This is a genomic window from Candidatus Poribacteria bacterium (genome assembly GCA_026702755.1).
In the GTDB taxonomy this organism is placed as follows: Bacteria; Poribacteria; WGA-4E; order WGA-4E; family WGA-3G; genus WGA-3G.
Map to the genome: position 1 here is coordinate 12,148 of JAPPBX010000082.1, position 22,252 is coordinate 34,399.

Genomic DNA, 22,252 nt, shown 5'->3' on the forward strand with positions numbered 1-22,252 from the left:
TCATTGTATTTAACCCCCTAAATCCCCCTTATCAGGGGGACTTTAAGAGAAAATGCGTAAGTCTTACATGTTATAGGTGATTTGTTCATCTCAATTATAACGCAATTTCAATAAAGCCTACAATAATGTTATCTACAGAATTCATCGCTAAAAAGCAGAAAACGTGGGACGAACTTGAAGTACTTCTAAACCATTCACGCGGCGCGAGTGCGAGAGAACTTGACCGGCTTGGGTATCTATACCGGCGCGTTACGTCCGATTTAGCGGTCGCACGTCGTGATTTCCCACAAGATCAGTGTGTCCCGTATCTGAACGCGCTTGCATCACGTGCGCACTCTAAGGTCTACCAAACCTCTCCTTTCAAGCGCGGTACCTTTTGGAGTTTCTTCCACTTCGGTTTCCCTACACTATTCCGAGAGAACCTTAGTTTCATTGGAGCATCGTTTCTGATGTTTGTCCTCGCGTTCGTTGGAGCCTATTGGATCGCTCTGGCAACACCTGAACTCGCAGAAAAACTCATTCCTAACCGCTACCTATCTCACATTAAAGAGTTAGAAGGAGGCGCGTGGAACGATACATCAGCGGAAAATCGAAATCTATTTGCCTCCTTTGTCATGACGAATAACATTCGGGTCGCTTTCTATGCCTTTGCGTGGGGCATCACATTTATGATAGGCACTGTTTATATCTTAGTCCTCAACGGTGTTCTCATCGGTGCGATTGCCGGATTGTGTCACCTTCACGGAGCTGCGCTGTCGCTCTGGTCGTTTGTGTCACCGCACGGCTATATTGAATTGACAACGATTTTTATTGCTGGTGGTGCCGGGTTGAAACTGGGATATTCACTCATCGCACCGTCGCTATTTACGCGGAAGCGTGCTTTGACGGATGCTGCGAAAACGGCTATCCGTTTGCTTGCTGGATGCGTCGCGCTGCTCGTTGTTGCTGGGATTATTGAGGGTTTTGTGTCGCCTTCCAGTTTACCACGCGTTTTCAAAATCGGATTTGGTGCTGCAACGGGGGTTTTACTGTTTATCTACCTCTTTGCAATGAAAGCCCCTGATGCTAATACATCCGCACCTTGACAGAAAAAGCGTTGGGTTCACTCGTTTCTTTGTGACTTGAAGTTTCCTGAAAGTTTGAAGATTCTACACGCAATATGCCTACTTTTTGAAGTTCCGTTCAACCCAACCTACAGTGTTGGGTTTCACTCGTTTTTCTATGACCTGAAGTTTCCTGAAAGTTTGAAGGTTCTACATTCAATATGCCTGCTTTTTAAAGTTCCGTTCAACCCAACCTACAATGAAGTCCTCATCTCTACAAACAAGGGCATTCAAATCCGAGACTTCGCTTTAAGTTCCAAGTATTTATTTACCACTGCCATCGTCAACTGATGCGCAGGTACATCAATTGTGATGACCCCTTGACGGCGCAGGATCTCTAACGTCGCATGTTTCTCATGCAATAGACGCTCGGCAATGGCTTTCTGATACATTGATTTGGAATCCGCAGGTGCCTGCTCCGCCAATTCGACGATGCCGGAATCCGTCAAGGTTACGCAAGCGACAAGGTGATGTCTGGAGAGTTGTGCGACATAGGCGGCGACACCCTCGGCAGAATCCTTGTCCAGAATATCGGTGAAAAGGATAATGAGGGCACGTTTTCGCTGTTTTGACGCGAGGTATTTGAACGCCGTTTCAAAGTCCGCTTCAACGGTATGAACCGGTAACGCATAGATCGTTTCCAGCATCGTAAGAAACTGCTTTTTGCCCGGCTTCGGGGCAAGATACTGATGGACAGTATCCGCGAAAGCGATCAATCCCACCTTATCTCCTTTGAGTGTTGAAACGTAAGCCGTCATCAAAGTTGTATTGATGGCGTAATCCAATTTGAGCATCGCCTTTTGCGACATCGACCCCGTGGTAGAGGGTACGGAGTTTTCTAAAAGGATCGGTGATGCCATGAGCCTACCTGTATCCAGCATAATCACGACATCTTGGCTCCGCTCCGCCTCAAATTCCCTGACAATCGGTTTGCGCTGACGGGCAGTCGCGTTCCAATCAATCCGCCGGAAATCATCGTCGGGTGAATACTCACGCAACCGCTCCATCTCTGTGCCTTCTCCGAACTGCCGAGAAGTTTTAAGCCCGATCTGGTGGAGCATCCCGCGTTTCACTAAGAGTTCATATTGCCGTACGGCTTGTAGATTCGGATAAACCTTTACTTCGGTCGCTGCAGGTACGCGATGCCGCCGAATGACAAGTCCCAAAACACCCCAACACTGCAGATGAATATCGACGAATTGATAGATGCTTCGCCGTAACGGCGTGAGACGATACGATATATCTATCTCGTCCATCGGCGAAACATAGCAATCGTGGAGGACTTTCTCAAACAGGAACTCGTTGGGAAAATCGTCTTTGAGACGTAGTTTAAGTCGATAGCGCGACCGGTTAATAATCTTCAGTGTGACGACGTTTTCTACACCCAATGAAAACTTTGAATTCATCTCACGGCGAATCTCAACGTTCTTAGACACGGGGTTTGTTATGTAATCTATTGCCCCCACGATGAACAGCAGCACCACATACGCGCCACCGACAATCAATAGGTAAGGTGAAACGTTGTAAAGCACAATCGGAATAGCGACAGGAATCAGGAAGATGAGGAGACGATTGCTTAAATGCATCTTTAGACCTAACGCGGAATTTCTGCCTCCGCGAGGAGTCGATCAATTATATCATCTGGGGTTAGTCCCTCGATCTCGGCATCCGGTTTCAGCAGAATGCGATGGCGATAGACATGCGGTGCCAAGAACTTAACGTCGTCGGGTAGAATATAGTCTCGTCCTTGCAGTGCCGCGTAGGTTTTGCTCGCTAACAACAGCGCGATTGACGCACGTGGACTACCGCCCAAAACTAACTCATTTGAATTCCGGGATGCCTCGGCTAAACCGACAATATAATTGAAGATTGAATCTTCTACGGTGACCTTCTGAATTTCCGCCTGACATTCTTCCAGCGACGCGCCATCAACGATGCTTTCAATACCGACTGTCTCCAAGCGGGTGGCGTTAAACCCCTGGTGATAGTTCATTAAAATCTGGGTTTCCACCTCTGGGATGGGATAATTCACTCGCAATTTGAACAGAAACCGGTCGAGTTGTGCCTCGGGGAGCGGATACGTGCCTTCATATTCGATAGGATTCTGTGTTGCCAATACCATAAACGGTGGGGGCAATTCATGGCGAATACCGTCAATACTTACCTGCCGCTCCTCCATACACTCCAAAAGTGCGGATTGCGTCTTGGCAGGTGAGCGGTTGATTTCATCAGCGAGCAGCACATTCGTGAAAACGGGGCCCCGCTTCAGATTAAATTGATTTGTTGTTAAGTCGTAGACACTCGTGCCAACGATATCCGACGGCATGAGGTCGGGGGTAAACTGCACACGGCTAAATTGTCCAGAGACTACCATCGCTAACGTTTTCGCAATAAGGGTTTTCGCGGTGCCGGGGACCCCTTCTAACAGCACATGTCCACCTGAAAATAGACTGACAACAACAAGTTCAAAAAGCTCAGTCTGCCCGACAATAACCTTTTGTGCTTCTTGTTTCATTTTTTCATAAACTGTTTGAACGAGATTCGTCATATATCAATGTGCCTTTTCGCTGGAGCGAGGTTGAATAGGGAGTGCGTAAGTCCTATCAAATTTGTCCGCACGCCGCTGGCGAGGTTTCAAACCTCGCCAGCAAAGGATGCTGCGTAAGTCCTATCAAATTTAGAAGTTCTGATGTCCAGCCAATTTTGTTCTGCCGATCTTTGCGCTTTCACGATGCGCCTCAACGCGTTGCGCAAGGTCAAGCAACTGTGCTTCCGATATATCGTTGGAGGCTTCCAAGTCCATCACGAGTTCCGCAAGCTGCTCGTCATCATCAATAGCACCGCGTTGGGTTAATTCTTCCAAAAAGGCATCTGTACTTAAAGTAGGACTGACACGCCAACGCATACCGAGATCATACCTAAATTGTTCGCGAATATGTCTCAAAATCTCCATGTGTGTGTTACCCTTTTGATACAAATCCGTCATCGCGTGGACGTATTCGGAACTCAAGCGTCTAATCCTCTCCTGTACATCCAAAGGTTTGCCGAACCGCCGTCCTCTCAATATCAGAAAAACGAAGAGAGTAAGACAAATATAGAGGGCGCCTAAACCGCCCGGTGTTCTAAATAAGAGTGTCGCAAATGGATTTTGTGGCTTTGATTCACGCGTGTAGTATTTCCACACAGCAAGCCCGATCCGTGCATTGCGTGGAAACGTTGAAGTTAAGTTGTAAAGAAACATAGCATTCCCAACATGCCGCAGCCCTCTCTTACGAAACATAGAGTCGGAAACAATAAAAAAGGCGCGTCCTTTTCCATCGCGCAGCGTTACAACCACGGCGTTATCCTCTGTTCCGTAGAGCGTCGCGACTTCGCGTTCAGAAGTTTTAATAGCAAAATCCGTACCCACTCGAATCTCATCAACCGGATGCTGTGGAAAAAGCGGTTCATCTGGAGTTCGATATGAGAATTCCAACCTTTTCGTTAGTTTTTGGAGTTCTAAGCCGAACGCTGCGTAGAGTTGATGCAGTGCCTGATCTTTACCAGCTACAATTAATGTGCCTCCAGCATTGACAAAGTTTTTTATATCCTGGACCTCCGTTTCAGTCGGTGTTTCGTCGATGTCATTCAGGAATAAAACATCATATCTATCCAGTCGTGCCGGATATAGCACTGATATTTCTCTAACGCTGAACCTTAAATTGCTTAAGATACGGGAAAGCACCTCTCTATTAGATAAATATGAATCAGCCGATAACTGGGAACCGGCATAAGCAATCAAGATGAGACTGAAAATAGATATTTGGACAATTCGCATTTTGGCTGTGCGGGTTTCTATAGACATATCATCCCTCTGGGGTGGGGAAAGAGACGAAACCCTTTCTGAAATGTGCAAAACTTGTTAGTAGTAACTTGGGTGATTATAGTAAATCCCGTAATTATCTATACACCAATGCAAGGGCGAGGATACAATCCTCGCCAGCGGCGTGCGTGCATTTTGACTTTGGCTGCGAGGGTGCTCTTAATTCAGTTTCTCACATAGACTTTTTGTAAGAGGTCTCGATAATTCGCGACCGTCTCTGCATCGCATGGTTTGTGTCCGTACCAGACTTCATCAAAAATAGTAATCGCAGGTCCGAGTGCGGTGTATAGGTCGATGTCTGTTTGCGCTTGATGGAGATATTCGCGATTTGTTAGACTCCTATCATAAGGGAGGCTCCCTCGTTCTTGGAGGTGCAAAATAGCGGAGAGATAGAGGAATCGGAGCGCACCGCGAAAGTCGCTTGCTGCCTCTGCTGTCTCCGCGCGGGCAAGGGCAGCTCTCTCTGTTTCTACATGCTCCAATCCGGTGTCTGACAAGCTGTCGAATGCCTCAGTAATCAGATTTGCCCGGATTTGGCGGATGAAAAAGAGGACCACAATCCCCAGTGCGATGGCTCCAAGAGGAAACAGAATAAACCTGAGATCAGTCTCCCAGTCGCTTCTGGGTTCGAGAAGTTTCAATAAAACCTTCCGGTACTCTTCGTAAGAAACCTCCGTTTCTCCGCGGCGCGTATCTAATTCTTCGCGAAACGCCTGTTCTTCAGCCTCCATTGCAAAGAGCGCGGAAAAACCGATAAGGCACACTATAACGCAAAGACAAACTCTTTTTTTCACGGTTATGCCATCCCTTTTACAGCATCCGTTTGCACATCTACCCTTTCAAGGTAGAGCCGTGTCGTTAAAATCGCCCATATCGGGACTAAAAAGGTAGCAATCAGACCTTTGACAACCAGGATCGCCACCGTGGTGGGAACACTCAATAATTGCGGCAGCACGATCTCAACATCACCACCAATGAAGAGGCTCAAGAACTTGAGAGGTGGTAACGCCTCACGAACTTGTGTGAGATCTGGAATAAACACAGAAAACACCAACAAGACGATACCGAGCAGCACAGAGGTAATGACAGAAGCGATCCAACCTGTTAAAAGATAAATCCCGAAAAAACGTAATCTTGCCCCGCTGACCAACGCATGACTCCGACGAAAAATACCGATGATGGAATTATTCTCAAGGATGAGACACGGATTGTAGAGGCTCAACGTCACGAGAAAATAAATATAGGAAACATTGGAAACCGTAATCAAAAAGGACGTTAACTCAAAGGGTAATATACGACCCAGCGAAGGCATCAACAATAAAACCAAGCCGTAGAGATTAGCAACCACATCTATAAGTAAGATAAAGATCAAAAGGGCGGCGAAAACCATGAATGCCTTGCGTCCAGTCTGTCGCCACATTTCACGAGCAGTTAAAGAAGTCGGATCCTGTTGTCCAATATCGGTAGCCTGTGCGTCACGCGATATGCGGGCAACAGCAAGGGACAGCGGACAGAAAGTTAGCAGTAGAAGGATTAGGAGACTGTATTCAAAACTTCGGAAATTGAGTTCCCATCTCCATGTAATCCCTTTATCGTCGGTTGAATGGAAAGAGGGTATCAGATAGAATTGCCAACTCACACCTGACGACCTTGTATCCGCGCCAACACCCGTAATCGTCGGATGAATCCCGCTGATTGTGTTAACATTAGCGGTAACTGTGCCGACAGGTCTGTTGCCGGAATCATTCATATCCTGCTCAAATCGTGAGATAGTAAAGAAAAACAGCGCAATATCCAATATAATTGCGATGATCGAAACCGGCATCATGATACGCCAGAACAGACCACCGTGATTGCGATAGAGCGTAACAATTGTTCCAGCAAGTCTGGTGCGTTGACCGTCAAGCATTCTGATTTCCTTGCCACTGGGCTTGAAAAGCGTGGAAGCGACTTTCTACTCTGTTACCTGCACCTCAATATCAAAAGCCTCTTTCCGAATCCGCAGATCGAAGTAGAGCAGGGTGGTACCGATGAGTGCAATCGGCATTGTGAGAGTGGCAATGAGTAGCCCAACGAAACGCTGAACAGCGTAAGTAACCCACCCAGCCTCGGTTGGGGTTGGCGCGAACAAACGGCGGAGCGTATCCAGTAGACCAGTAACCCCTTCAGCTTGCTCAGTTGCGATAATTCCTGTCAATGTGAGGATAAACTCAGTAGAAATGTAAAGAATGATTGTTATCATCCCGGAGATGAGATAAATTGCTATCAAAATTCCCAGAACCCGCCACCAACTGCCTTTAACCAATTCCGTACTGCGCCCCAACGCATTCCACGCTTTGCTCTCCTCAAGCAGGACAGGTAAACTATAGAGACTCCACCGAACTCCAAAATAGATGCCGAAAGGAATACCAATAACCGTAATACACAAGCCTCCCACAGCTAAAAGATAAAGGACACCGCTGCCGAGATAGGACCAGAAGCGTCGGAGTGCCTGTTGAAAAGCAGCTCCTGAGGTCATCTCTCTTGTTAAGTAGACTTGCGCGCTCGCGTACATTAACCCCGCAGTCACCAACAAAGAAATTACAGAAGTCGCCATTAAACTGAACCCTGCTATAACGAAAATCGTACTCGGTGTCGCTCCTATGATAAAATAGGCAGAGATCAAATCTACTGCAAATCCTAAAACGAGATAAACGGCTGCAATCTCTAACAATAAGCGGTAGTGGTTCCGATAGACAGTAAATATCCCGTCCAGAATGTCCGTGAAATTCATCGGCTGCAGTCGTGTTGTATCGGTTTGACTGTCATCTGTCTGTGCCAATTCGTTGTGTTCTTGCATGTTCTCTCCAAGGTGTGAGGGTAGTTATTATTACAACCTATCTTACCACATTTTGTGCTTTACATCAAATTTACGAACTATGTACCTGCATCTCAATATCAAACCCTCTTTTCGGATACGCAAATCAAAGTTGTTTCGTTGGGTTTCGCTAAATCTATTATAGAAATAAGGTTCTCGTAAATCGAAATTTGCCATATAAATTGGTGGATTCTTGGTCTTTACCGCTCAACCCAACCTACATTACGTTTGCGTTTTATTATCGAACTCACGTTAAATAAAAAAGGCAAGAACGGTGTGTTCTTGCCTTATATGTGTAGATCCGTTATTGCTTTATGTATGCCCATGTGGTGGTGAGTTTGTCGTTGGGGGAAACGACGAAAGCCTTTTCCAATCCATCATCCATAATACTCTGAATCTCATCCTCACTCAGAACCACACTAAAAATACCCACTTCGTCAATGATACCTCTATATTTACCAGCGTAACCGGAGCCGATGAACAAACTGAGATCGCTCGGACTGGAGTCTCCACAGGGGTGAGCACCACATTTCAGCCATTTAGCTTCGGCGGTGACTTCACCGTCTTTGTACATCTTATACTCGCGTTTTGAGACATTTCTCGTCTCAGCGACGTGAATCCACTCATCATCTACGAAAGTCCCAGGAGACGGTCTTGTAACCTCTACATAAGGCTGACAATTTCCGCCACAATCACCCCAATAAAAACTCAACCGCCCATCTGGTTCCTGTGTCAAGCAGCCTTCACCGCCATAAGATTTGCAAACTGTGTTTTGGCGACCCGCACCTACACTTTCAGGTCTAACCCAATAAACAATTGTTACATCTCCGTGGAACTGAAGTGATTTGTCATTCCCCATATCCACAAAAGATGTACCATCAAACTCCAGAGCCTTACCAAATTTGCCGTCCACCCACTTAGGTTTATTCGTGAGTGTCCCGTCGTTCCCGTTTTCAGAGGAATCTTTTGCAGTATCCCCCTTCCCCTCATCAAATTTCCATATTCCTACGACGGTTTCAGGGTCTAACAGCGCATAACTTGAAGTCGTTAGTATACCTATAGTAAACAGAACGACTATACCTATCCATACCAATCTGATTTTCATCTGTCTACTCCTCCTTATGCAGTAGGCGAGGTTGGATTTCTTTCGTTGAATAACTTGTCTACATATTTTCGGACTTTACAATAATTACAATAATGATAACAGATTTAGGAAAATAGTCAAGAAAAATTTCTGCATTTGTCCTCAGTTTTTCGCGGTTGTTGAATGTATCTGGTTTGCCATGTTGCCTGCATGTGAAAGGCAGTTAAACGTGAGTCGGTGTAAACCCAAACGTAAAGACGAATGCGTTGCTTTGCACAGACAGGTGTGGTATACTCTATCTATGATAGGATATATGATGAAGGAGAAATAGCGATGCCCACTGCGCGTGTTCGATGGAAGGATAGATGCGTATATAGAATAGTCTCTATTTTCGGATGGTGGTGCCGTCGCCTTCCGAAAAAGTGGGCGATGCAATTGGGGAAAGGTATTGGTATCTTGTTTTATCATCTCGTCAAAAAACGGCGGGACATCGCTTTGGGCAATCTGAAAATCGCGTTCGGTAGCCACCTCACAACATCAAAGCGTACAGAAATCTGCAAGGCGAGCTTTATCAACGTCGGTAAGACCTGCATTGAATTCCTTCGATTTCCCAAATTAAACGCCGAAAACATCTGGAACGAGGTCTCTGTAGACGGCGCAGAAAATCTCCATGCCGCCTTGGCGGAAGGTAAAGGCGCGATCGTCTTCTTGCCACATTTCGGGAATTGGGAGCTGCTTTCGCTTGTATACGGTGCGCTAATTCCGGATCGGGCGAAAGCTATTGCTTTCCCGATAAAAAACGCTTTGCTTAATGCTTACATTTGGCGGCATCGCGAGCAGATGAGTCTAAAACTGATTCCTCGGAAGCGTGCGATCCGAGAAACGCTGAGTGCGCTTAAAAACAATCAAGCAGTCGGATTTTTCGCTGATCAGAATGCCGGTCCAGAAGGTGTATTCGTCAATTTTTTAGGGAAACCGGCTTCAGCAGCCCGCGGTCCCGCTGTCTTAGCACGCAAGACCGGGGCACCGCTTCTCTTCTCCCTCAGTGTCCGTCAACCAGATGATCGGCACCGGGTCTATATTTCATCTCCGATTCACGTCGAAGCCTCCGATAATCTTGAACAAGATGTTGAAATTTACACAACACAGATGTTGGCACAATTGGAAACATATATCCATAAATACCCTGAACAGTGGCTATGGCTTCACAATCGTTGGAAAACACAACCTTCGAGATAAAAATTGTATTGCATCAAGTCTGAATTCATGTTAAAATAGAACGGATCCCAAAAATGTTGACAAAGTTTACGTTAAAATAAATTTTAGATTACAAAGGGAAATTCTCATGAAAAGATACACTTTGTCCTTCATCGTTTTAGTGATTGCTATCGGCATTCCATTTCTGCTCATTACGCCAAATGAAAGAGATGTGATGAGTGGCGATGAACGCGTGACACGCGAGTTGCTAAACAACGCGCTGAGAAAAGCGATTCAAATTTCGACAGAGAATTATTACAAGCCGATAGAAGATCCCAACAAGATGTATCGTGGTGCGATCAAAGGGGCATTGGCATCCCTTGAAGATGACTACACGTACTATATCTTGAAGCGTGAGCATCAGCGTGCTGTCGAAAATCTCTATAACGCGGAATTTGGAGGACTTGGTGTTCAAATCTATGACGACCATCGTGGGTTCATTAAGATTTCTAAACCGATTCCGAATACACCCGCTGCCCTCGCGAATCTCCAAGCGGGGGATTACATTACCAAAGTCAATGGTAAGCGGATCCATCTGAGCGAAAAAACAGGTATGACGCGTGCCAGCGTGATCGATTTACTGAGAGGAAAAACCGGTACCGATGTAACGATCACAGTGCAACGCAAATTTCTTGAACCCTTTGAAGTAACACTAACGCGTGCCATCGTTCCCATCAGGAGTGTGAAGTCGACAATGCTTGACGGGAATATCGGGTATATTCAGATTTCAGGGTTCATCGGAAACAAGGACAGGACAGAAGAAGAGTTTAAAAATGCGCTCACAGCGCACAAAGCCGGGGGCATGAAAGCCCTCATTTTAGATCTACGAGGCAATCAAGGTGGACTTCTGAACGCTGCATATCACATTGCGGATGCCTTTATTGACAAAGGTCTCATCGTGTCAACAAAAAGCGAAACAAACAGCAAATTTAATGAGGAATATCCAGCGACCTCCAATATCTTGTGTCCACTGGATATTCCACTCATTGTCCTCGTCAATGAATATAGCGCGAGTGCTTCCGAAATCGTAGCGGGTGCGATTAAGGATACGCGTCGCGGGATACTCGTCGGACAGAAAACTTACGGCAAAGGAGTTGTCCAAAAACGCTACGAACTATCAGATGGCAGCTCAATGTCGCTCACGATCTCAACCTATTATACACCAAATGGCACTTCAATTAACGAGGTAGGGATTACACCACAAGTCTCCATTGAGCGTGAAGAACCTGATGAAATAGAACATATAATGCTCAGAAAACTCGATTCAACCGATTCCGTCGAAAATTTCGTCTCAAAATGGATCGACGACGCGCACCAGAAACCAGGTGAAATGCCAAAAGATTTCTCTCTGCTCGAAAGAGATCTTCCAAAATTGCAGCAAACACTTGAAGCGGAAGAAAATATCACCCTCAGTTTACGATGGCTCAGACAGCGCGCAGAGCAGTACTTTAATCTCTATGTCGGTATTGATCAGGTCGTGAATTTAGCTTATGACCAACAATTGAAGGAGGCAATCCGCATCATTGAAGCAAATGAAGTTGAGAAGTATCTTAACCCAACACCGGATGCAGCAGCGGAACCCCCCTCAACGACACAAGCGAATATGCCTCCGGAACATGAGACGACAACTGAAGAATAGGCACTCTCAGAAACATAGGCAGTTTCGTTTTCACTCGTCGCCGCGCTTTCCCAAATACAAAATATGAATTCCAGAACCGAGAATCCACCCGATGTAATCACCAAAAAAGCAGTAATTGTCGGATTAATCTTGGTGGTTGTCAATGCCTATTGGGTCGGAATAGCGAGTGAACTGTGGTATGCGGTCTACACACTGGTTTCACCGTTTTCCAACGCCGTTTTCACGCTGGTTGTGCTTCTCGCACTCAACGTTTTACTCCGCAAGTTATCACCGCGTATCGCCTTTACCCCCGCAGAATTGCTGCTCGTCTACATTATGGTGACGATGGTGTCCACTATTTCCGGACATGCGATGATGGCGATCCTTATGGGAACGCTTGCACACCCTTTCTGGTTTGCAAGCCCTGAAAACGAATGGGCGCAACTTTTTCTGCACCACATCCCGTCATGGCTTACGGTCCACGAGTTTGAATGGTTAGCGGGTTATTATGAAGGTGAATCCAGTCTCTACTGGGCAGAACATCTCCGGATTTGGATTAGACCGGCACTTCTCTGGTCTGGATTCATCTTCTTACTCTACGGTTCATTACTCTGTTTAGGGCTGCTACTCCGCAAGCAGTGGATGGAACGCGAAAAACTGAGTTTCCCGCTAACGCAATTGCCATTGCAAATGACAACCAATCGGAGTTTCTTTCGTTCCCGCGCGCTCTGGTTCGGATTCGGATTCGCTGCATTGCTCCGTGTGATGGCTGGATTGCACGACATTTTTCCCGTTGTCCCGGCGCTGCCGCCCAACTATCGGCTTGACCGGCACTTCACGGAGCGACCTTGGAATGCGATCGGTTACGCTTCAATGTCCTTTAATCTTGCGGTTGTTGGACTGACCTATTTTATGCCGCTCGACCTTGCGTTCTCGACATGGTTCTTCTTTTGGCTCACGCGTGCGGAACGTGTGATTGCGAGTGCAGTCGGTATTACAAATATCAGTGTCCTGCATCTTAACGATCGCGCATCGGGTGCTTGGGTAGGCATCGCCGTGCTGACGCTTTGGATGAGTCGGCGGCACTTCGCTCGTTTCTTCCGACATGTGATTGGGCGCGAGTGGGGTGATGATAGCAACGAACCCCTCTCTTACCGGACGGTAGCCGTGCTAACAGTACTGAGTGTAGGACTTGTCTTCGGATTCTGCTATGCGGCGGGTATGTCGTTATGGGCAATTAGTGTATTTTATGCGCTGTTTATCGCATTCGCCATAGCAATAGGACGCGTGCGTGCCGAACTCGGTCCACCCTATCACGAAGTCATCGGTATTAACCCACGGCAAATGATGGTCAGCATGTTCGGGACGCGACAATTGGGGGGTGCAAACCTCACTGTAATGACGTTCCTCTACGCCTTTAATCGTTGCAACCGTTCGCACCCGATGCCGAACCAGATTGAATCACTCCGGATCGGTGAACGCTCAGGGATGCCCGGAAAAACCTTGCTGCTGGGAATGGCACTTGCCATTGCAGTTGGTGCGTTAGCGACATTCTGGACCTATTTGCAAGTCGCGTATCATTACGGTGTTCTGGCGCGATGTCAAGGCGTTGTGGGACGATTTGGATGGGAGAGTTTCAACCCACTTCAGAGTTGGTTGCAGCACCCCAAAGAACCGGATATCAGCGCGGTCGTTTTTATGTCTGGTGGGTTCGCGTTCGTGTTCCTTCTCAATTTTTTGCGGACACGTCTGCTGTGGTGGACGCTACACCCATCAGGCTATGTGCTTTCAGGCGCGTCGTGGGGTGGGCTCATCTATTTCTGGTTTCCTGTGATGGTAAGTTGGTTGATTAAGTTCTTAATTCTCCGTTTTTGGGGTTGGCAGATGTATCGTAAGGCGATCCCTTTCTTCCTGGGATTGGTCTTAGGGGACTACATCCCGCGAAGTATCTTGAGTCTCATCAGTTTTGCTTTGAATCTCTATATGCCTTCGTCCGGTGCGGGGCATACACTTTAGTGTTGGCTATCAGCAGTCAGCAATCAGTAGCGAGGTTAGGAAACCTCACCTACCAATCCTAACAGAATAATGACTATAATTATGGAATTACTGAGATTGTTCGTTTATATTGTGTATCCGCTGGAGATTCGAGAATGACACCATTGCTCACTGTCAAATCTATTACAAAGCAATTTGCCGCTACCCCGGTTGTGCAGGACGTGAGTTTCTCTGTTTATCTGGGGGAAATTTTCGCGCTTTTGGGACCCAGCGGTTGCGGGAAAACAACAACCTTGCGTATCATAGCGGGGTTTGAAATTGCAGATGCTGGAACAATCTCGATGTCAGGAAAAACATTTGCGAACAGTGAGACCCACGTCCCCCCTGAATCACGCGGCATAGGGTTTGTGTTTCAGGACTATGCCCTTTTTCCACACAAAAATGTGCTTGAGAATGTCGGTTTTGGTCTCCGAAAGGTGTCGAAAAAGACGCGACAAGAAAGGGCATTTGAGGTGCTGGATATGGTCGGTTTGACGGATTTACATTCGCGTCTACCGCACCATCTCTCTGGTGGCGAGCAGCAGCGGGTGGCACTGGCGCGCGCGATCATCGCGCGTCCCAAACTTCTCCTCTTAGATGAACCTTTCTCAAGTCTTGATCCGGGATTGCGACAGGCGACGCGTGAAGAGGTCCGATCACTTCTGAAAGCGGAAGGGATTAGCGCGATTCTCGTCACGCACGCGCAGGAAGAAGCGTTGAGTTTCGCTGAGCGGTTGGGAGTGATGAAAGAAGGCACGCTTGAACAGATCGGGACACCTGAAGCGGTATACCGCCAGCCGAAAACGGCTTATGTCGCAGACTTTTTAGGACAGACGAATTTCGTTCAAGCGCACGTCAAAGACGGGATGGCAGAAACGCCATTCGGACGCGTAAAAGTAGATAGTGCTGACACAGCGGACGTGCTTCTCTCTATCCGACCTGAATGCTTGAAGATGATAGCACCCGATTCTCAAAACAGCCCCGCAAAAAGTGGTCGTATCGTGGGGCAGGAATTTAAAGGGCACGATTTCACTTATCGGGTCAAGGTAGACGGAAAGCACTATTTCGTTCAGACCGACTACCGTTGTCCGTTTCAGATTGGCGACACTGTGCTGTTGGAAGCAGCTTCGGCAGTGGCAGTCATGCCTGAAAACACATAAGTGCACCGAGCAAGACCTATAGGGCGGTTTCTAACTGCGATATTTTCCGAATTATAACATACCTCGAATTTCATTAATCCCTTGGATCATTCGTGTGAATGCTTCAACCAGTCGGTCGATTTCTGCATGGACTGTGGCATCATCACTATTCTCTAATGCATCAAGAACCCCGGGAAAAACAATCGCCGCGTAGCCTGTGTTGAGTCCCGGTGCATAGATAAGATGCTTAAACCAAGGACGTAACGGCAAGCCCGTCTGATCCGTCAAATTTCGCTCTAATCGGTACAATCGTTGGTTTATCTCCGCAATCTGGGATAGATCGTCAGAAGCGAGGTAACGTGCGAGTTCCTGATTCAACGACCCTGCCACCTGCTGCCACTCCGTGAGTAAACTGTCTAACTTCGCAATGTCTTTGGCAATTTTGTTTTTTGATCCAGAATTCTGCAACAACTTTAAAGGGGTCATCAGGTCTGTCGCGTAGGTCTCATAGTCGAAGGGCAGAATATCGGCGTTGGCAAGCTGCAGCGCGAGGGTGCCCCAAATCTGTGCCATCGCCGCCTGATACTGAAACGTCGGATCGCCGAAATGCTCCATCCAGTAGAAGTTATCCTGCATGGCATGGTAGACCCCGTAGGGACCACCGAATCCCATGCTAACGGCAGGGATACCAGCATGCCCAACAAACGGCGAATGGTCTGAACCACTTCCAAGGTTGCCAACTTGTGGAATCTCCTTACTCTGAGATGTTTTCCAACTCTCGTAAACCGTCTTTAGTGTTCCTGGATCAATAACGTTCTGCGTTACTTCTCGTATTAACTCTCGTAGTGATGGAATCGCACTCACATAAAACCGCCCACCGGTCGCGGCGATGTCTACATTGAGATAGGCAATGGCTTTCTGCTGGAGGGTTGCTTTTAAGTCCTCAACCCACTCGGTTGAACCGAGGATGCCGAATTCTTCAGCATCCCACGAGGCAAAAACAATACTCCGTTTTGGACGCACGCCTGTTTTGGAGAGTTCACCCAAACATTGTGCGACCTCTAAAAGCGAGGTCGTGCCACTGCCGGGGTCTGCTGCGCCATACACCCATGCGTCGTGGTGGTTGCCTAAGATTACCCATTGATCCGGATATTCCGTTCCTTCCAAAGTCGCAATGACGTTATAGATTGGACGGATGCTGTGTTCACAACGCACCTTGATGCGAACCTTCGCAGGTCCCGGTCCGATATGATATGCGAAAGGTAAGCCGCCCTGCCACTGTGATGGAACATTGGGTCCCGCGAGTGCCCTCAAAAACGGTTCGGCATCCCTATAGGCGATCGGAACGACAGGAATCTTGGGGAGGTCTGTAGCTTCGTCAATTGAGAGTCTTTGGGCATCTTTAGTCGCTGCCCAACCGGGTGTCAGCGGGTCACTGGCGTGTTGAAAGATATACTTCACGGTGCCGCGCTGTATCGCATCATCTGAACGCCACGGACCGCGAGGATAGACATCGCCACGCATGTATCCATCGTCTGCTGGATCTGAGTACAGGATTAAACCAACAGCACCGTTATCACCAGCCACTTTTGCTTTCACACCACGATAGCTGCCCCCATATCGAGCGATACAGATTTTGCCTTCTACTGAGATGCCTTGTTTCGCGAGAATTTGGTAGTCCTCGGGCAATCCCTTGTTGACATAGATGAGTTGGGCGGTTACATCTCCATCGGGTGAATAGGCATTGTATCCGGGTACAATCTCAGTTTCATAAGAATCTTTGTCCCATTCCCAACTGGATTCCTTGCCGACAGCGAGATGTTGGGTAGGTGAAACAAGTTCTACATGCACCTCAAGGGGATGCGGAAGATATACATGATATTCGTACATCTGAACCTGCAAACCGTAGTTTCCAAATTCTGTACGCAGGTATTCCGCTATCTTGCGGCTATTCTCTGTACCAGCGAGATGAGGCTCCTCGGCCAGGAAACGCAATTTATGCCGGCACCTTTCCGCCGATACCAGTTCCTTAAAACGGATTTCATACTGCTTTTGTGAGGCAGCACTTTCTGCTGTGAACCCACGCATACCAAAGACATTATGCGAAGAAAGCACAAATACGGCAAGTATGCAGATAAGACAGAAATTCGGTCTCCACGTATGCCTTGGCAGATAGAATATATTTTTTAGCGTTGTGATAAGTCATTACCCCCTTTTATTTTCTGAATATCATACCACACCTCACACGCGTTTTCACTATATTTTTTATTCACGCGATTTTCTACCATTTTTTGTCATAAAATAGAAAATCGACAGTTTGCTATTAAGGAAATGTCTCTAAAAATTGACACGATGTTGCCTTATCTGTTAAAATAGAATTGTAGTCGAAATTGATCGGTATGATTTAGTTTTCGGTTTCTGATTTATATCCTCTTTTATATCATCTGGGGTATCGCTACAGTGGGGCGGCTCTATCCTGAAATTGACACTACAGGAGAACTGAGTGCCTCTGAAAATCGACTGCAGGGGAAACCTAAATGGATGCAAAGATTCTAATTGTTGAAGACGAACGTGATATCGTAGATTTATTACGATATAACTTACAAAAAGCAGGCTTTGACACAGATTACGTCCGGAACGGTGTTGATGCTCTCCATAGTGCTGTCGAAAAACCACCGGACCTTATTTTGTTAGACTTGATGCTGCCAGAGGTGGATGGTCTCATTGTCTGTCGCTTATTAAAGAATGATCCGAGGACAAAAAATATTCCGATCGTGATGGTAACAGCGAAAGCAGAAGAACGAGATCGGGTTGCTGGATTGGAACTTGGTGCAGATGATTACATCACAAAACCCTTTAGTCCAAGGGAAGTCGTACTTCGGGTGTCCGCCGTTTTACGCCGTATTCAGGTCGGCAAACAGACAGAAGATACAAAGCAAATCGAAACACACGGGTTAACAATCGATCTCGATAAACACCAGGTATTGACTGACAACGGTCCAATCGACCTCACAGCAACAGAGTTTAAACTTATCACCTTATTTGCGCGTTCACCGGGACGCGTTTTCACCCGCGATGTTCTGATGGATGTAATTTGGGGACAGGAGTATTACGGCATCGACCGAACGGTGGATACACACGTTAGCCGACTTCGACGCAAACTTGGGGAATTGGGTAAGCATATTGAGACTGTGCACGGGGTTGGGTATCGGTTTAAGGAAAGTAATTGAGAACAGCTATACCTGAGGCATTCGATCCTCTTGTAGGAAGGATCTTCAAATCCTGACGTTCACTGACTGCTAACTGCTGATGGCTGAGCACTGATGAAGTGCTTCCAAGCGAGAGGGAACCCTCAAGGTTTCCTCCCGCGTTGAATTGCACTTGTAGGGTTGATATACAGATCTCACTCCAGACCTACGGAAACTCTATCCCGAGTTTTCGACACACCTTTCGGATTTTGTTAATCGCGCCGCCTATCTGCTTCCCACCTCGCGTAACACCAAAAAGGTGTTGGCTTACAACACGGCGAGAAATACCGAGAATGTTTCCAATCTCCTCCTGCGTTTTACCTTTATAGAAGTAGAGTTGGATACACTCCGCTTGACGTTTAGTTAGTTCCTGCGCGATAATCCAACGAATTTGCTTCAGAACTACCTGCCGTTTGGCACGGCGCGCCTCCGCATATTCGTCATCAGGTGCTTGATACCAGAAATAGTCCTCGGTTGTGAGCTGATCAAAATACTCCGGTGGCACCGGGATCTCCCAAAAATCGGGATTAAATTTGGGCATAGATAAGCAACTCCCTCAAATGTGAGGCGACTGCGCCTATGCCTTAATCAAATTATCGATAAAGGGCAGAGGCGCCATCGCCATAAACTAAATACTGAAGTGTGGCGTGGCTTATACGTAACATAATGGCTACCTCCTTATCCTCCTTATTGTTTTATAATTGGGAACGGTGCAAGGATGTCAATGACTTTTTGCAAACCGCACATGATAGTATAACAAAAGACACAAAAATATGCGATAAAAATTCGGTTCAGCACGCGATGGTTAATAAAGTCCGCGTTCTACCGCAGAAGTAGCATACTTTGTAAAATAGGGGACAGAGGGGTTTAAACCCTCCGTCCCTTTCCAAAGAGTGCGACACTAAGTGTCACACCGCAAGGGCGTAACACTAAGTGTCACACCTCCTCTGGTTTGCTAACATAATAAATACCTCCTTTTTTTCGCTTGCCACAATACAGCGGCAATAGGATACCATCGCCATAAAAAATGACAATGATTCACTTAAACACATTTTCGGATGCACTTTTGCATGTTTTTGCGAAAAAAAATGAAAAAAATATTTTTCGGGGTCGAAAAACGAATTTAAAAGAACATTGAACTGCTACAATTATCCCGTTCAATTCTCTGCATTGACTCTGTTTCATGCCGCACGGAGTTGCTCCCCGACCCAATCTACCCAAGGAACAAGTTGAGATAAATATGCAGAAATTTTGCTATCCGTTGCAGATGGATCAGGAAAGATGTATAACCTCTCCGTGTCATTCAAGAAAACGCGCCAATGTGGAAAACGCGAATTTAATAGGGGAAATATGTCTGTCCCTTTGAATGAATACGATTCACCGTCCCCAATGAGAAGATAGGCTCCACCCAGGACGGCTAACCGAGCGAGTTTGCGAAGGCGATGAGGCAGCACTTTCGGCAAGCGAAAATCGGTCTTATTTTCCGTTTCCAACCCAGCAGCATATCGGACAAGATCCAATACGGATTGAAAATAATCCCGTGCCTGACCTTTATCCATGTCGGGTACACCAAGTCCTCCAATCAGATCATCACCCAAAACAAGCGTCGTATCGTAGCGGAGACGATGCACCCAAGCCAACGACCTCACGTATGCAATTTCATCAACTGGGGATTGTAATCCATCAAGTCTCTCAGTGGCAGAACGCGGCGGACAGAAGCCATTCGCGGAGGGGTATCTCGATTCAACGCGCTGTTCTGCTTGGTTGAACCATTCCTTATCCGCGTCATTGAATTCGTCGATAATAAATGGATATAGGTCAAGATCAGAAACGCCGGGGACGGCTTCATTTCTGTGAACACTGCCGCCGACATAAATTGCCACCAGTCGATTTTGGAAGTGAGTCCAGTATTCATAGGCGTGATATTGGATTGCATCTCTGAAAAATTCCTCACCAAATAGAGAAAGGTTAAAAAGAGACGGTTGTCTTAGTTGTTGCATGAACTTTCCTCCATGAAAAATAAAAGTAATTTACTTAAATGTATTCTCGGATGCAGTTTGCTAATTACGCAACAGCACTTTTGCCTGAAAAGTATTGTTGTCCTTTCTCAAGATGTTATTGTGTCGGAATCTGGTTCATATCCCACAGAATAACTGTCCCGTTATTCCCGCTGGCAAGCGTTTGCCCATCAGGACTGAACGCGACAGCTTCAATCCAACCCGGGTACCCAGTGAAAGTCCCTATATGCTCGGCAGTGACAGTATTCCACAATTCGATTGTCTGCCAACTCGCGCTTGCAACTATTTGGCCATCGGGACTGAAGGCGATACCATAGACAACGCCCCTTGCTTTTACGATATTATGTAGCAAGTTCCCAGTGTGCACATCCCACAAACAGGGATCGCTACCACCACTCGCGAGCATCGTGCCATCTGGAGAAAATACGACGGCATTAACGCTATCCGCGTGCAAGGTTGCTTTGATTTTACCCGTGGGCATATCCCACAACCGAATCACCTCTTCGTCAGTCGCCACGGCAAGCGTTCGTCCATCAGGATTGAGCGCAATAGCTCTGACTCCGATGCCTGAATCGGAGTCTGTTATATTCCCAGTGATCGTTTGCAGGAGATGCCCGGTGTGGACATACCACAAACCGATTGTATTATCCCAACTTCCACTCACAAGGGACTTACCATCGGGTGTATAGACGATAGAACGCGCCCCTTTCGTATGGGCAGTGATGGTTTTGAGGAGTTCCTCGGTATGAACATCCCAAATACGGATTTTACCGTCCCGATTCCCACTCGCCAATGTCCGACCATCTGGAGAATAAGTCACTGAAAGAACTTCATCTGTATGTCCAGTGAGAGTTTTCACGATTTGCCCACTCTGGACATCTCGTAGTACAATTGTGTTGTTGCCTCTACTAATTGCAAGTGTTTCGCCATCCGGTGAAAAAGCCAATGACCTCGCTCCAAACCTATGTACAGTAAAGGTTTTCAAGAGTTCTCCAGTGCCAATATTCCAAAATCGCAGCGTCCCGTCGTATCCACTACTCACAACGGTTTCTCCATTCGGTGAATACATTACAGAATCAACGTCGCGTGTATGCCCCTTAAGGATTTTTAGGGTCTCACCGGTGCGAACATCCCACATACGGATTGTCTTATCCCTGCTTCCACTGATAAATGTTAATCCATCTCTTGAATAGATCATGGAATTGACAGGATCCGTATGCCCACTAAAGGTTTTCAGGAGTTTTCCGGTGTGAACATCCCAAATACGAATCTTGGCATCCCCTCCTCCACTTGCAAGCGTCTGACTATCAGGAGCATACACGATCCTATAGATACTACTTTCATGATCAGCGATAGTTGTCAGCAGTTCTCCAGTATTCACATCCGAAATACGAATCGTACTGTCCTTCCAACCAACGCATGCTAACGCCTTTCCATCATTTGAATACGCGACCCAGCGGATACTATCTGTGTGTCCCCAAAAGGCTTTTAGAAGTTCACCGGTGTTAACATCCCATAGCCGAACTGTGGTGTCCCGACTTCCACCAGCGAGTATCTCTCCAGTCGGACTGAACGCCAACGAATAGACTCTGTCCTCATGTCCCACAAGTACTTTATTGAGTTTGTTAGTTTGTAAATCCCATAAGACGACTTCACTATCAGTTGCAGCAGCAAGCGTCCTGCCATCGGGACTGAGAACCATGAGGTTCCACCTCAGTTTTGTCCCCAAGTCTGTGAATAGATCCAGCTCTTCACCTGTGTGTACATCATATATCCATAGACCGATTGCACTCTGAATAGCGATCCGGTCTCCATCCGGAAGGAACGCGAAATCACCGATTCCACCTTTCTCAAAGCGAGCGATAGCCCCTTCGGGAAGATGCCATCGGGTGTAATCTTGTGCGAAACCGTTTGGCGAAAAAAGAATAGTAATTAGAACAAAACTAAAAAATCGCGCTGTTCTCATACCAATAATTCCTTAGTCCTATATCGTTTTCTTTGACGTGAGTTTGATAAATACTTAGGACAGACG

General features: G+C 46.8%; 17 protein-coding genes. 6 read left to right on the forward strand and 11 right to left on the reverse strand.

Features of this window, described 5'->3' with window-relative positions; translation table 11 throughout:
* The first annotated feature begins 125 nt into the window (after positions 1 to 125).
* Entirely contained in the window at positions 126 to 1,085 is a 960-nt protein-coding gene (locus OXH39_15270; protein ID MCY3551820.1) for a stage II sporulation protein M, read from the forward strand.
* A 248-nt stretch (positions 1,086 to 1,333) separates the two neighbouring features.
* On the opposite strand, the gene OXH39_15275 is transcribed toward OXH39_15270, so the two are convergent.
* The 7 genes from OXH39_15275 to OXH39_15305 all read right to left on the reverse strand — a co-directional run bounded on the left by OXH39_15275 (position 1,334) and on the right by OXH39_15305 (position 8,927).
* Positions 1,334 to 2,689: a DUF58 domain-containing protein gene (locus OXH39_15275; GenBank protein MCY3551821.1), complete on the reverse strand. Its 1,356-nt coding sequence runs from the start codon at positions 2,687 to 2,689 to the stop codon at positions 1,334 to 1,336.
* An 8-nt stretch (positions 2,690 to 2,697) separates the two neighbouring features.
* The gene (locus tag OXH39_15280; protein MCY3551822.1) at positions 2,698 to 3,651 is read right to left on the reverse strand and encodes a MoxR family ATPase; all 954 of its coding nucleotides are present in this window, start codon (positions 3,649 to 3,651) and stop codon (positions 2,698 to 2,700) included.
* A 129-nt stretch (positions 3,652 to 3,780) separates the two neighbouring features.
* Positions 3,781 to 4,947 carry a hypothetical protein gene (locus tag OXH39_15285; protein ID MCY3551823.1) on the reverse strand — a complete coding sequence of 389 codons (1,167 nt, stop codon included), beginning with the start codon at positions 4,945 to 4,947 and terminating at the stop codon, positions 3,781 to 3,783.
* A gap of 182 nt (positions 4,948 to 5,129) precedes the next feature.
* A complete protein-coding gene (locus OXH39_15290; GenBank protein ID MCY3551824.1) occupies positions 5,130 to 5,759 on the reverse strand; it encodes a DUF4129 domain-containing protein in 630 nt (209 codons plus the stop codon).
* A 2-nt stretch (positions 5,760 to 5,761) separates the two neighbouring features.
* Positions 5,762 to 6,874 (reverse strand): hypothetical protein, encoded by a 1,113-nt coding sequence (locus tag OXH39_15295; protein MCY3551825.1) that lies wholly within the window; start codon positions 6,872 to 6,874, stop codon positions 5,762 to 5,764.
* Positions 6,875 to 6,919: 45 nt separating this feature from the next.
* Positions 6,920 to 7,804 (reverse strand): hypothetical protein, encoded by an 885-nt coding sequence (locus OXH39_15300; protein ID MCY3551826.1) that lies wholly within the window; start codon positions 7,802 to 7,804, stop codon positions 6,920 to 6,922.
* 322 nt (positions 7,805 to 8,126) lie between these two features.
* Entirely contained in the window at positions 8,127 to 8,927 is an 801-nt protein-coding gene (locus OXH39_15305) for a LamG domain-containing protein (GenBank protein ID MCY3551827.1), read from the reverse strand.
* Between the two features lie 240 nt (positions 8,928 to 9,167).
* Between OXH39_15305 and OXH39_15310 the strand changes: the two genes are divergently transcribed.
* The 4 genes from OXH39_15310 to OXH39_15325 all read left to right on the forward strand — a co-directional run bounded on the left by OXH39_15310 (position 9,168) and on the right by OXH39_15325 (position 14,975).
* Positions 9,168 to 10,145, forward strand: a complete 978-nt coding sequence (locus tag OXH39_15310; GenBank protein ID MCY3551828.1) for a lysophospholipid acyltransferase family protein — start codon at positions 9,168 to 9,170, stop codon at positions 10,143 to 10,145.
* Positions 10,146 to 10,251: 106 nt separating this feature from the next.
* A complete protein-coding gene (locus OXH39_15315; protein MCY3551829.1) occupies positions 10,252 to 11,802 on the forward strand; it encodes a S41 family peptidase in 1,551 nt (516 codons plus the stop codon).
* A gap of 63 nt (positions 11,803 to 11,865) precedes the next feature.
* Positions 11,866 to 13,797, forward strand: coding sequence for a hypothetical protein (locus OXH39_15320; protein MCY3551830.1), 1,932 nt, complete (start codon positions 11,866 to 11,868; stop codon positions 13,795 to 13,797).
* Between the two features lie 134 nt (positions 13,798 to 13,931).
* The gene (locus OXH39_15325) at positions 13,932 to 14,975 is read left to right on the forward strand and encodes an ABC transporter ATP-binding protein (protein ID MCY3551831.1); all 1,044 of its coding nucleotides are present in this window, start codon (positions 13,932 to 13,934) and stop codon (positions 14,973 to 14,975) included.
* A 51-nt stretch (positions 14,976 to 15,026) separates the two neighbouring features.
* Here OXH39_15325 and OXH39_15330 read toward each other — a convergent pair whose 3' ends face one another.
* On the reverse strand, positions 15,027 to 16,949 hold the full coding sequence (locus OXH39_15330) for a M28 family metallopeptidase (protein ID MCY3551832.1): 1,923 nt from the start codon (positions 16,947 to 16,949) through the stop codon (positions 15,027 to 15,029).
* A gap of 542 nt (positions 16,950 to 17,491) precedes the next feature.
* Here OXH39_15330 and OXH39_15335 point away from each other — a divergent pair.
* On the forward strand, positions 17,492 to 18,184 hold the full coding sequence (locus OXH39_15335; protein MCY3551833.1) for a response regulator: 693 nt from the start codon (positions 17,492 to 17,494) through the stop codon (positions 18,182 to 18,184).
* 184 nt (positions 18,185 to 18,368) lie between these two features.
* Here OXH39_15335 and OXH39_15340 read toward each other — a convergent pair whose 3' ends face one another.
* The 3 genes from OXH39_15340 to OXH39_15350 all read right to left on the reverse strand — a co-directional run bounded on the left by OXH39_15340 (position 18,369) and on the right by OXH39_15350 (position 22,186).
* Positions 18,369 to 18,743 (reverse strand): LuxR C-terminal-related transcriptional regulator, encoded by a 375-nt coding sequence (locus tag OXH39_15340; protein MCY3551834.1) that lies wholly within the window; start codon positions 18,741 to 18,743, stop codon positions 18,369 to 18,371.
* A gap of 640 nt (positions 18,744 to 19,383) precedes the next feature.
* Positions 19,384 to 20,202 carry a hypothetical protein gene (locus OXH39_15345; GenBank protein ID MCY3551835.1) on the reverse strand — a complete coding sequence of 273 codons (819 nt, stop codon included), beginning with the start codon at positions 20,200 to 20,202 and terminating at the stop codon, positions 19,384 to 19,386.
* A gap of 115 nt (positions 20,203 to 20,317) precedes the next feature.
* Positions 20,318 to 22,186, reverse strand: coding sequence for a hypothetical protein (locus OXH39_15350; protein MCY3551836.1), 1,869 nt, complete (start codon positions 22,184 to 22,186; stop codon positions 20,318 to 20,320).
* Between the last annotated feature and the right edge of the window lie 66 nt (positions 22,187 to 22,252).